Here is an 11,424-nt window from a genome sequence, read left to right as displayed (position 1 = left end):
GCCTGGCAGTTTCGCATCAATCAGCAACTCAAATTACTGCGCGAACATCGGGAAGCTTTTGGAGAGTTATTACGACATCAGGAAATCATTCAGCTGGCGCGGGGTCGTATGGGGGTGGCTGGTGGTTTGGCAGACTGCGACTTACCGCTGTTGGCTTTTTGGAGTCAGCAGGCGCCGGAACGCGCGAAAATGCTGCTTGGTGGCTGGGAGAAAGGGTTGGAATTATTGCAGCATAGTGTGGATTTGATTCTGGCTTTGCTGCGGGATTCCTGCGCATGGTCACTCGTGGATGCTCAGGAAGGGCGCTATGGTTCTGCCCTTGATCCGCGTCGACCGCCCTCATTGATCCGTCTGGAAATTACCGATGATATGGATTGTTACCCCAAAATCAGTGGAGGTATTCATCGTTTTCACATTCAGTGGTTGCAATGGTTGGACCAGGGTGCTGGCCGCGCGATAGAATCCACCATCACCTTCAGGCTGGGTCTGAGTGCCCTGTAGACAAATTTTCATTGCTTAATTAAAGGATCGGCGCATGCATATTGGGACTACCCTGACACAATTCATTACGGAAGAAACACGACGGCATCCTCAGGCCTCCGGAGACTTTGCTGCACTTTTGAATGATCTGGCAGTTTCCTGCAAGTTTATTGGTGCACAGGTTTATCGGGGTGCCCTGGTAGGTGCCCTGGGAAGTGCCGGGACTGACAATGTCCAGGGCGAAGTACAGAAAAAGCTCGATATTATTTCCAACGATGCCATTTTGCACGCCATGGACTGGACCGGGCATCTCGCGGGTATGGCTTCCGAGGAAATGGATGATCCTTATTCCATTCCCAATAGTGTTCCCAGAGGTAAATACCTGCTTCTTTTTGATCCTCTGGATGGTTCCAGCAACACGGACGTTGGGATCAGCGTCGGAACGATTTTCAGCATTCTCAAAGCGCCAGTTGCGGGACGGGATGCCGGCCTGGAAGATTTCCTGCAGCCGGGCGTGGAGCAGGTGTGTGCCGGCTATGCCCTGTATGGGTCCAGTAACATGCTGGTTTACAGTACGGGGCATGGTGTCAATGGCTTCACTCTGGACCCGTCCATCGGCGAATACATTCTCACCCACAAGCAAATGACCATTCCGGAAGACACCAGTGAATATGCCATCAACATGAGCAATCATCGGCACTGGCAGAAACCGGTACAACGTTATATTGATGAGCTGAACCAGGGTACAGAAGGTCCGCGCGGGCGGAATTTCAACATGCGCTGGGTGGGATCGATGGTTGCGGATGTTCACCGCATTCTTTGCCGGGGCGGAATTTTTCTGTATCCCTTTGATCAGAAAGACCCAAAAAAACCCGGCAAACTCAGGTTGTTGTATGAAGCCAATCCCATGTCCTATCTGGTGGAGCAGGCGGGTGGTGCAGCAAGTACCGGGACTGCACGGATTCTGGAAATACAGCCGGAGGGACTGCATCAGCGGGTTCCCGTCATTCTGGGCGCGAAAAATGAAGTCGAACGGGTGCTCAGCTACCATCAGCACTGATTTTTTTCGGCCGAACTGAAAAAGCTCCCGATTTTGGTCGGGAGCTTTTTTGTGAATGGTCCAGAGCGTTCCGGACCTTTACCGGCGGGTTAGAGAATGCCGGACAGACTGTGAACCAACTGACCCTGCAATGCGGGAACGGCGTCCTTGAAGTCCAGATTGACCTTGTTGGCTGTGGAAACAACACGGGTCCGGTAATACATCCAATGGTTGGTACCACTGATCTGCTGGGTGGTCGTGCTGCTGGTACCCTGCTGCAAGCTGGAATTGGTCTGCTGGTTGACGGCCTGCTTGCTGCGTTCTGCCACCTGAACGTCAGTGATCATCGCGTAGGTCACATCCTTGACGAGGGAGTTGGCAATGAGCCCAATTCCTTCACCAACCAGTGCTCCCGCACCTGCGCCAGTCCAGCTCTGACCAATAACTGCTCCGGCGGCGGCCCCAAAAGCAGCACCACCAAAACCGTTGGTCAATGATTTTTGAGCGGCGGCTTCGGACATTTTGCCGACGGATAATACGTTAATCTGCAACATGTAATGTGCCTGATTGTAAGGAACGATGCGGTATCCCTGATTAGTCAGGTTGGCGTCAATTTCCTGCTCCAAAGCGGCAACGTTCAGGGTTTTATCCGAAGTATTCTTAAACTGTACATAAACGGTCTGTTCGGAAGGTGGAACCGGATTCAGGAAAATGGTGTTGGACATTTTTGTCTGGACACTCAGGTCTTTATGTTCCAGAGCAACCTGGGTAGCGGCACAACCGGAAAGCGCGATGGCACTGGCAGCGGCAATGGTATAAGTAACAAGCCGAAGTTGTTGACGTGTGGCTAACTGCATGAGTTCCTCCGAACGTGAGTTATAAACCCCAAAATGGGGATGATCGTAAAGCGCATATTATGATTTCTATTTTAGAGATTACTGTAAAGGAGGCAAGAAATATTTACCATTCAACTTTTGATCTGAGGTCATTTATAAATAAGAAAAAATATAAATTTAGAATTAAAAAATTTTAGTAATTGTAATATATTTATCATCGATCAAGCTGGTGATCAGAATAGCTTGAAGATTCCTAAAATTCAGCTATATAGTTTCATTGGTGTTTAGTCTGGAAGATAGTCATCCAGACCCAGCTGAATGGAGAGTGCAACTTGTTGCCTGAAAGTGCCAAGCCTTATTTACTGAATAGTGTTTATCAATGGTGTGTTGACCAGGGTCATACGCCATATATTCTGGTGGTGGTTGCCTATCCGGGGGTAGCGGTCCCCGGCGGTTATGAAAAGGACGGGCGCATGATTCTGGATATTTCCCCGAATGCCTGTCACAACCTCAGCATGGCCGATGGCTGGATCAGTTTTAATGCCCGCTTTGGTGGTGTGGCACGGACGGTGGACGTACCTATGGCGGCCGTGGCGGCCATTTATGCTGCAGAAACCCAGGAGGGTATGGGCTTTGCGGAGCCGGATCTGCCTGATGCTCCACCGCCGGGATCCGACCCTGAAGATCGGGCAGGACGCAGTGCTGATGCTCAGGAAAAGCCGGAGAGACCCTCTTTGCGGGTCATCAAATGAAAATTCAGGCGGGTTTCTGTGGCCTGCTGTTGCTCCTGTGCGGGTCTGCAGCCGAGGCAAATATATACGCCTATACAGATAGCCACGGGGTCGTGCATCTGACCAATGTTCCGGCTGGAAACCGCGCGTATCACATGGTCATGCGCACCCCGAAAATGCCGGTAGCCACCGCCCGCGCCGACTTCAACCGGATAGCAAAACAGCAATATCAGTCGCTGATACACGCAGCGGCCAGTCATTACGGCGTGAGTCCCGCTTTGGTCAATGCCGTCATTTCTGCTGAATCCGGTTATAACGCCGGTGCGGTTTCACCCAAGGGAGCCATTGGTCTGATGCAGTTAATTCCGGCTACGGCGGCCCGTTTCGGGGTTTCCAACTCTTTCAGTCCGGCAGAAAACATCAATGGCGGTACCGCTTATCTGGCCCATCTGCTGCGTAAGTTCAGCGGTGACCTGAAACTGGCAGTAGCTGCCTACAATGCCGGTTCCGGTGCGGTTATTCAGGCGGGTTATCACATCCCTCCCCTTGCTGAAACCCAGGCTTATGTACCCCGGGTATTGGCTTATTACCAGCGCTATCTCGATGGCAGCAGCTCAGGCCCAAACCTGGGTGTCATTGGTCATGTGCCCACTCCGGTTTCAGCCTCTCCGCAGCTTATTCAGGTGTCCAGCCCGTAGTTTTGCAGTTTTTTTCGCAAGGTATTGCGATTGATACCCAGCCATTGGGCAGCCGTACCCCGTTGTCCGTCACATTTCTTCAGGGTGTGTTCGAGCAGGGCACATTCTACTTGTTCAATAACCTGAGTATGCAGGTTTTTTGGCGCTTCGCCCTGCAGATCGTCCAGGTAACGATCCACGATCATGACCACGCAGTCACTCAGAGTCATCGATTCTGTTGCCATGATCCTGCTCCTCAGGGTTGACTGAGAAGAGTGACCTGATAGCCTGCAGCGGCAATCAGTTTGGGACTCTTGATGGAGAACTGAACGGGTGTATGGGATAAAAAACCGGATATGGTCTCTTCCGGCTTTGCCAGATATTCTTTTGGCGTGAATTGCAGATGGGCAATGGGTGCACCGTAAACATTACTCAGAGTGACCTGGATGGCCGGGTATGCCTGTACGTGCCCCGCCAGATTCTCCATTTTTCCGGTAATTTCGGCCAGGTGATTATCCAGCGCCGTGACATGGCTATCGACAATGCGCATTTCCTTATTGGGTCCCGGCCAGGAAATCTGAGTACCTATTGCATTGGCACTATGGATCATGGCACGGCGGATGGGCGCACTATTGGCCGCATAACTGTAGACGCCCGTTGACCAGAGGATTTGTCCAATCAGCGCCAGGACCAGCAGGAAAATAATCAACAGGAGTAAATAACGGCCCAGACGCTGCCCCAGATGGGCACCAGCTGTGCTGGTTTCGTTGTCCAGGTCCACCTGGAAGACCTGCTGGCAGACGCCACACTTGACCTGATAATGATGTTTTTGCAGGGCGTTATGATCAACGCCAAAAGTGGACTCGCAACGCGGGCAGGTTATTTCCATGGTTCAGTCTCCGGATTTTCGCTGGCCATACAGCAGGGACCAGTCTTCTTCATGTTGCGGGGCGGCTAAATTAAAATAGGGCGCGTAGGCATTTTGAATGCCGGTTTCCTGGCTGTGGAGAATGCCGGAGAGGGCAATCCATCCTCCCGGCCTGGTCAATGCAGCCAGTGTCGGGGCAAGACTGAGCAGGGGGCCGGCCAGAATATTGGCAACCAGAATATCCGCCAGGGGCAGTGGGGTTTCATCGGGCAGGGACAGTCGCAGTCGCTCCGCGACGCCATTGTGTTGGGCGTTGTCCATGGCTACTTGCAGCGCAATAGGGTCGGTATCGACACCATAAGCTTCTTTCGCACCCAAAAGCAAAGCAGCAATAGCGAGAATACCTGAGCCGCAGCCATAATCCACAATGCACTCGCCACCTTGAATGTGGCTTTCCAGAAAGTGCAGGCAGCGCGAAGTGGTAGGATGCGCCCCGGTACCAAAAGCCTGGCCGGGGTCGAGGTGCAGTTCATAGCGGGCATCTTGTGGCGCTTGATCCCAGCTGGGAACCACCCAGAGTTTTCCAAACTGACGGGCCGGAAATTGTGCCTGGGTACTGGATACCCAATCCTGATCTTCCAAAGCCTGGACAGAGGCCCCATAGTTTTGCCAACCGGACCTGTTTACTAAGGCATGAATGGTGGCTTCGCTGTGATTTTGGACAGCAAAAAGCGCCTGACACTGACTTTTCTGCCAGAGCTCTCCTTCAATAAAAAGCGCCTCGCTGGTATCCAGCTCCAAAAAAGTGATGGCGTCAGCACCTGCCTCCAGCAATTGTGTCTCCACCTGTGCGGCAGAGTCGGCGGGAACCTGAAGGCTCAGTTGCCACCATGCAATATTCATAGCGCGAGCAGTGCCTCCAGATAATGGATATTTACTTCACCAGCCGCATATTGGGCTTCTTCAAGAATACGGCGATGCAAAAGAATGTTGGTCTGGATGCCTTCAATGCTGGTTTCACGCAGGGCGCTGCGCATACGCATCTGGGCTTCTTCCCGATCATTTCCATAGGCGATGATTTTGCCGATCATGGAATCATAGAAAGGCGGTACCCGATAACCGGCATATATATGGCTGTCTACCCGAATCCCCGGACCGCCGGGTGGGTGCCAGGCCGTGATTTGCCCGGGTGAGGGTATGAATTTTTCAGGATCCTCAGCGTTGATGCGGCATTCAATGGCATGTCCCTGCAAGCGGACATCTTCCTGCCGGAAAGGGAGAGGCTTGCCTGCCGCAATCAGAATCTGCGCTTTGACAATGTCCACACCAGTAATCATTTCAGTCACTGGATGCTCTACCTGGACGCGGGTATTCATCTCGATAAAGTAAAAGGTTTTACTGCCGGGATCGTAAAGAAACTCAATGGTTCCGGCACCGCGATAGCCCATGTCTGAACAGGCTTTGACCACTGCTGCACCAATTTCGGCACGTTGTTGATCGGTAATGCCCGGAGCCGGTGCTTCCTCGACGACCTTTTGGTGACGCCGTTGTACGGAGCAGTCCCGTTCGCCGAGGTGTACGCAATGGCCGTGAGCATCGCAGAGCACCTGGAATTCAATATGGCGGGGTGTTTCCAGAAACTTTTCCATGTACAGGGTCGGGTTACCAAAAGCTTTGCCCGCTTCTGCCCGGGTCAGGTTGGCGGCGTTGATTAAATGTGCCTCGGTGTGGACAACGCGCATGCCGCGTCCGCCACCGCCCCCGGCAGCCTTGAGAATGACCGGATAACCAATATCCTTCGCCAGTTTTTTGAGGGCATCACTGTCATCGGGTAATGGACCATCAGACCCGGGAACGCAGGGTACCCCGGCTTTTATCATGGCGGCCTTGGCCGCGATTTTATCTCCCATCAGACGAATGGTTTCTGCACGGGGACCAATAAATGCAAAGCCACTATTTTCCACCCTTTCGGCAAAATCGGCATTTTCCGACAAAAATCCATAGCCGGGATGAATGGCTTCTGCGTCGGTGACTTCTGCAGCAGCAATGACCGCTGGGACATTCAAATAGCTTTGATCACTGGGAGCGGGGCCAATACAGACCGATTCGTCGGCCAGCTTGACGTGCATCAGATCACGGTCGGGTTCGGAATGTACGGCCACCGTGCGGATTCCCAGCTCACGACAGGCACGCTGAATGCGCAGGGCAATTTCGCCCCGGTTGGCGATGAGGATTTTTTCAAACATATCAATCCTCTGGGGCGATAATAAAGAGTGGTTCGCCGTATTCTACGGGCTGGCCGTTACTGGCCAGTACCTTGATGATTTTGCCGGAGACATCTGCCTCGATTTCATTCAGCAATTTCATGGCTTCGATAATGCAAAGTGTCTGGCCGGCCTTGACGGTGCTGCCTTCTTCAACAAAAGGCGCGGCTTCCGGTGAAGAAGCCCGATAGAAGGTGCCGACCATGGGGGACTTGATCATGTAGCCCTGTGGTGGAGCGGTTTCAGGGGATGGCGCCGGTGCAGGCGGTTGCGGCGCTTCCGCTGCCGGCATCGGGGCCGGTTGCGTGTGATAGGTCACATTTTGCGGGGCGACGGGTGCCGCATGTCGGGTAATACGAACCTTACTTTCACCTTCCACAACTTCAATTTCGTCAATGGCACTTTTTTCAAGTAATTCGGCAAGGCGACGAATGAATTGGATATCCATGCTTTTCCTTATTATGCGTTTAGTCAGGGCGTGAGAAACGCCGGTAAATGGCTTCCAGGGCGAGGAAGTAGCCATCAGCACCCAATCCGGCAATAACCCCCTGGGCCATGTCGGAAAAGTAGGAATGCTGACGGAAGGGTTCCCGCGCATGTATGTTGGACAAATGTACCTCAATGAACGGAATCGCCACGGCACTCAGGGCATCCCGCAGGGCCACGCTGGTGTGGGTAAACGCAGCAGGATTGATGATGATGTTGGTGACACCCTGGTTGGGGGCAAGCTGCACGGCATCTATCAATTGATGCTCGGCATTACTTTGCAGGCTGCTCAAGGCCCAACCCCAGGCATTGGCCATGGCTAACAGTTTGGCGTTTATGTCGGCCAGGGTGCTGCGGCCGTAGTGTGCCGGTTCACGCTGACCCAGAAGGTTCAGGTTCGGTCCGTGCAGTACCAATATGTGAGGAATAGATACAGCCATGGCTTCCGCGTAACATCAAGAATAGACTGAAGTCTGCCGCAAATGCGCGCATAAATCTAGGTCGGAGCGCGACTCAAGGGCCTCGCGGTTTTTTACAGGCATCGCCCCACGCGTTGATTTGACGTAGAATACACTCGATATGTTGTTCATACGGGTTGCTGGCAGTATGGTGCAGCCCAGACGGGTCGCTGCAGACCTATTGTAATTGACGACGCCGGAGAGAGGTGGCTTTGCCATGTTATACCCTGAACTATTTAAATCCCTGGAGGCCGCGCGTTGGAATATGGCGACAGATATTCCCTGGGATCAGTTTGATCGGAGTCTGGTGAGTGATGAGCAGCTGCGCACCATCAAGATGAATGCCGTGACCGAGTGGTCGGCGCTTCCGGCGACGGAAATGTTTTTGCGTGATAATCGCGATGATTCGGATTTTTCAGCATTCATGTCCATCTGGTTTTATGAAGAACAGAAGCACGCGCTGGTTTTGATGGAATACCTGCGCCGCTTTGCCCCCGAGTATCTCCCGACTGAGGAAGAGCTGCACAAGGTGCGATTTGAATTTGATCCTGCTCCCGCCATGGAAACCCTGATGCTCCATTTTTGTGGAGAAATTCGTTTGACGCATTGGTACAAATGCGCGGCGCAGTGGCACAGCGAGCCGGTCATTCGTTCCATTTACGAAGTGCTGTCCAAGGATGAAGCGCGGCACGCGGGCATTTATCTCAAATATATGCGCCGGGCTATTGAGCGCCTGGGAGACACGGCGCGCCTGGCTTTTGCCAAGATTGGTGTATTGATGGCCAATACCAAGACGGCAAAGGCTCTGCATCCAACCAACTTGCATGTGAATAAAGAGATGTACCCTGAGGATAGTGTCCAGAGTCACTTGCCGGATCCGGGCTGGCTGGAGCAATGGCTGGATACCCAGATTCATTTTGATGCCATCTGGGAAGGCAAGGTCATCAACGGCATTTTGCGCAATCTTTCCACTTTGCTTGAAATTCCCATCCAGAGTGCCAAGGATCTGAGCCGTTATCGTAAGGCCATGTCCAGTGCAGACCGCGAAGCATCCGGGCATATGGCCGCTGGCTGACATCAGGAACGTTTAAGTATGTCAGATGCGTCCTGGCGGAGTATGAGCCTGGAGGAAAGGTTGAAATGGGCACTGAGTCCTGAACTGCCCGGTCACTATCGTCCCTTCCTGCTGAGGGAGCAGTGGGTACAGACGCGCTGTTACTTTGCCAGACGCGCGGATTTGCTGCCCGAAGAAGTAGCTGCATTGGCTCGGGATGACGACTATGTAATCCGCTTGTGTATTGCGAAAAGACCGGATTTATCAGCGGAACAGGTGGCGGAGTTTTGTGCGGACCGGGATCCCAATGTGCGTTATGCCATTGCCCGAAATCCCCTGCTGAAGGACGTCCAGCGCGCCGGGCTGCTTGCCGATGAGGATGAGTTGGTAAGAACAGCCGCAGCCAGGGGGCCACGGCCTAGTCAGGAACGTTGTCGGCCGGGTCAGGCGCCGTTATTGCGCTGACCCGGTGGTACCGACCTTAGTCAGCCTGGCGGCGCAGAAAGGCAGGGATATCCAGATCGGAAAAATCCTGAACCCCACCGGTGCCATTGTTGCGGTTTGAGGCTGGAACCGATGCAGGACGTTCGTTATGACGCATACCCACGGGTATGTCGAGATTGCGCCAGTCCGAAGGTGTGCTCGGATTGCCGGCACTGGCAGCCCCACGACCCCGGATGTTCTCCACGGCCAAACGCACGGGTTCCCGCTGCAAACCTGTAGCCACTACGGTGACGCGCAATTCCCCATCCAGGTCAGGATCCAGCACCGTACCGACCTTCACATTGGCGTCATCTGCTGCATAACCGCGAATCAGCTCGCCGACTTCCTGGAATTCTCCCAGGGTCAGGTCCATACCTGCCGTGATGTTGACGAGAATACCACGTGCCCCGGAGAGGTTGATGTCGTCCAGTAACGGGCTGGATGCGGCACGGGTCGCCGCATCCCTGGCGCGGTTTTCACCCTTGCCACTGGCGGCGCCCATCATTGCCAGACCCATACCCGACATGACCGTACGCACATCGGCAAAATCCAGGTTCATCAGGCCGGGACGGGTGACCAGCTCGGAGATACCCTGCACCGCACCCAGCAAAATGTTGTCTGCTGCCTGATAGGCATCCTTGAGACTGATGGATGTGCCCAGAACGGCCAGCAGCTTCTCATTGGGAATAATGACCAGAGAATCGACATGCTGGGAAAGTTCGTCGATACCGGAAAGTGCATGCTGCTGGCGTTTTTTGCCTTCAAAATTGAAGGGCTTGGTTACCACACCAACCGTCAGAATGCCCATGTCCCGGGCAATGGCCGCAACAACAGGAGCGGCACCCGTACCTGTTCCGCCGCCCATGCCGGTGGTGATGAATACCATATCCGCTTTTTCGAGGGCTGCACGAATATCGTCGCGGCCTTCTTCCGCTGCCTTGCGGCCTACTTCCGGATCAGCTCCTGCGCCCAGACCACGGGTAATCTGCGCACCCAGCTGAATGGTGCGGCCGGCCAGTGAGTGACGTAAAGCCTGGGCATCCGTATTGGCGGTGATGAATTCCACCCCTTCCAGACCCGCCCCACACATGTTGTTGATGGCGTTACCTCCACCACCGCCGACGCCGATGACCTTGATGACGGCGCCGTCCTGTTCGCATTCGTTCAATTCATACATGATATTTCTCCTGATTCGTTAAGTATGGGTGTTGGTGGGGATCAGCCGAAGCTGGTCTGGACCCAGTTGCGCATTTTCCGGAAAACACCGCCAAAGCTGGTGTCCATACCGGCATGTCCCTGACTGTGATCTTCATAGGCCGCCCTGGGCTGGGCGACAACGGCGGCTTCGCCTTGCCCCGCAGGTTGATTATGTAATCCGTACATGACCAGGCCTACGCCCGTGGCATGTCCAGGTACCCGAACCACGTTTTCCATCCCCGGCAAATGCATGGGTTCACCGACGCGAACCGGCAGATGAAGGATTTCTTCAGCCAGTTCGGCAATGCCTTCCAGACAGCTGGAACCGCCGGTAATGACGACACCAGCGGCAATCAAATCTTCATAGCCGGTGCGCCGCAGTTCTGCCTGGATGAGTTCAAACAGTTCCTTGATGCGGGGCTCAATGATGTCGCCGAGAATGCGTCGGGAAATGGTGCGGGGCGGGCGGGTGCCGACGCTGGGGACCGATATTTCATCATCCTGCTGAATGAGATCACCCAGAGCGCAACCGTATAATTTCTTGATTTGCTCAGCTTCGACGGGTGGGGTGCGAAGACCCAGGGCAATGTCATTGGTCACCTGATCTCCGGCGATGGGAATGACGGCCGTATGGCGGACGGCCCCATCGCGGAAAATGGCGATATCGGTAGTCCCGCCACCACTATCCACCAGACACACACCCAGCTCTTACTCGTCCTGGGTATTCCGCTGGCCTGGGGTGGGATCCCCCGGCTGGTGCGCGTAATCGGTACCTCCTGGACGAAGGAACTTTTCATGTCATGGCGCCCTTTCGACGCGAACTATGCGCTTGCTGTCGGCTTCGTGATACG

The 11,424-nt window shown here is 54.0% G+C and carries 15 protein-coding genes; 6 read left to right on the top strand and 9 right to left on the bottom strand.

Going from position 1 to position 11,424, the window contains the following annotated elements; translation table 11 throughout:
• Together zapD and AC2VLY_RS04915 are read left to right on the top strand one after the other, a co-directional pair.
• The coding region (gene zapD / locus AC2VLY_RS04920; protein ID WP_486894321.1) for a cell division protein ZapD at positions 1-501 on the top strand (501 nt) is incomplete at its 5' end.
• A 34-nt stretch (positions 502-535) separates the two neighbouring features.
• Positions 536-1,540 (top strand): class 1 fructose-bisphosphatase, encoded by a 1,005-nt coding sequence (locus tag AC2VLY_RS04915; RefSeq protein WP_486921856.1) that lies wholly within the window; start codon positions 536-538, stop codon positions 1,538-1,540.
• An 89-nt stretch (positions 1,541-1,629) separates the two neighbouring features.
• On the opposite strand, the gene AC2VLY_RS04910 is transcribed toward AC2VLY_RS04915, so the two are convergent.
• Positions 1,630-2,376 (bottom strand): complement resistance protein TraT, encoded by a 747-nt coding sequence (locus AC2VLY_RS04910; protein WP_193649733.1) that lies wholly within the window; start codon positions 2,374-2,376, stop codon positions 1,630-1,632.
• A 311-nt stretch (positions 2,377-2,687) separates the two neighbouring features.
• Here AC2VLY_RS04910 and AC2VLY_RS04905 point away from each other — a divergent pair, with 311 nt between their 5' ends.
• Both AC2VLY_RS04905 and AC2VLY_RS04900 read left to right on the top strand, forming a co-directional pair.
• Complete coding sequence (locus AC2VLY_RS04905; RefSeq protein ID WP_193649734.1) at positions 2,688-3,107, top strand: ClpXP protease specificity-enhancing factor; 420 nt, start codon at positions 2,688-2,690, stop codon at positions 3,105-3,107.
• Positions 3,104-3,784 carry a transglycosylase SLT domain-containing protein gene (locus AC2VLY_RS04900; protein ID WP_193649735.1) on the top strand — a complete coding sequence of 227 codons (681 nt, stop codon included), beginning with the start codon at positions 3,104-3,106 and terminating at the stop codon, positions 3,782-3,784. Before AC2VLY_RS04905 ends, AC2VLY_RS04900 begins: the two co-directional genes overlap by 4 nt.
• Here the strand turns inward: AC2VLY_RS04900 and AC2VLY_RS04895 are convergent.
• The 6 genes from AC2VLY_RS04895 to aroQ are packed head-to-tail and all read right to left on the bottom strand — an operon-like array spanning position 3,766 to position 7,821.
• The gene (locus tag AC2VLY_RS04895) at positions 3,766-4,008 is read right to left on the bottom strand and encodes a helix-turn-helix domain-containing protein (protein WP_010641203.1); all 243 of its coding nucleotides are present in this window, start codon (positions 4,006-4,008) and stop codon (positions 3,766-3,768) included. The genes AC2VLY_RS04900 and AC2VLY_RS04895 overlap by 19 nt on opposite strands.
• Before the next feature lie 11 nt (positions 4,009-4,019).
• Positions 4,020-4,652 (bottom strand): zinc-ribbon and DUF3426 domain-containing protein, encoded by a 633-nt coding sequence (locus AC2VLY_RS04890; RefSeq protein ID WP_193649736.1) that lies wholly within the window; start codon positions 4,650-4,652, stop codon positions 4,020-4,022.
• 3 nt (positions 4,653-4,655) lie between these two features.
• Positions 4,656-5,534: a 50S ribosomal protein L11 methyltransferase gene (gene prmA, locus AC2VLY_RS04885; RefSeq protein WP_193649737.1), complete on the bottom strand. Its 879-nt coding sequence runs from the start codon at positions 5,532-5,534 to the stop codon at positions 4,656-4,658.
• Positions 5,531-6,877: an acetyl-CoA carboxylase biotin carboxylase subunit gene (accC, locus tag AC2VLY_RS04880; RefSeq protein ID WP_486892584.1), complete on the bottom strand. Its 1,347-nt coding sequence runs from the start codon at positions 6,875-6,877 to the stop codon at positions 5,531-5,533. The genes prmA and accC overlap by 4 nt, the downstream gene beginning before the upstream one ends.
• A gap of 1 nt (position 6,878) precedes the next feature.
• On the bottom strand, positions 6,879-7,343 hold the full coding sequence (gene accB / locus AC2VLY_RS04875) for an acetyl-CoA carboxylase biotin carboxyl carrier protein (RefSeq protein ID WP_486892585.1): 465 nt from the start codon (positions 7,341-7,343) through the stop codon (positions 6,879-6,881).
• 19 nt (positions 7,344-7,362) lie between these two features.
• Positions 7,363-7,821 carry a type II 3-dehydroquinate dehydratase gene (aroQ, locus tag AC2VLY_RS04870; protein ID WP_193649740.1) on the bottom strand — a complete coding sequence of 153 codons (459 nt, stop codon included), beginning with the start codon at positions 7,819-7,821 and terminating at the stop codon, positions 7,363-7,365.
• A gap of 235 nt (positions 7,822-8,056) precedes the next feature.
• Between aroQ and AC2VLY_RS04865 the strand changes: the two genes are divergently transcribed.
• Both AC2VLY_RS04865 and AC2VLY_RS04860 read left to right on the top strand, forming a co-directional pair.
• Positions 8,057-8,914 carry a diiron oxygenase gene (locus AC2VLY_RS04865; RefSeq protein ID WP_193649741.1) on the top strand — a complete coding sequence of 286 codons (858 nt, stop codon included), beginning with the start codon at positions 8,057-8,059 and terminating at the stop codon, positions 8,912-8,914.
• Between the two features lie 18 nt (positions 8,915-8,932).
• Positions 8,933-9,358 (top strand): hypothetical protein, encoded by a 426-nt coding sequence (locus AC2VLY_RS04860; protein WP_193649742.1) that lies wholly within the window; start codon positions 8,933-8,935, stop codon positions 9,356-9,358.
• A 16-nt stretch (positions 9,359-9,374) separates the two neighbouring features.
• Here the strand turns inward: AC2VLY_RS04860 and ftsZ are convergent, their stop codons facing one another.
• Positions 9,375-10,553 carry a cell division protein FtsZ gene (gene ftsZ, locus AC2VLY_RS04855; protein ID WP_486892586.1) on the bottom strand — a complete coding sequence of 393 codons (1,179 nt, stop codon included), beginning with the start codon at positions 10,551-10,553 and terminating at the stop codon, positions 9,375-9,377.
• Positions 10,554-10,594: 41 nt separating this feature from the next.
• A complete protein-coding gene (gene ftsA, locus AC2VLY_RS04850; RefSeq protein WP_486921855.1) occupies positions 10,595-11,272 on the bottom strand; it encodes a cell division protein FtsA in 678 nt (225 codons plus the stop codon).
• Positions 11,273-11,424: the final 152 nt, after the last annotated feature.

The sequence above is a fragment of the Acidithiobacillus sp. TH-A36 genome (assembly GCF_057473445.1).
This window is presented reverse-complemented; position numbering and strand designations above follow the sequence as displayed.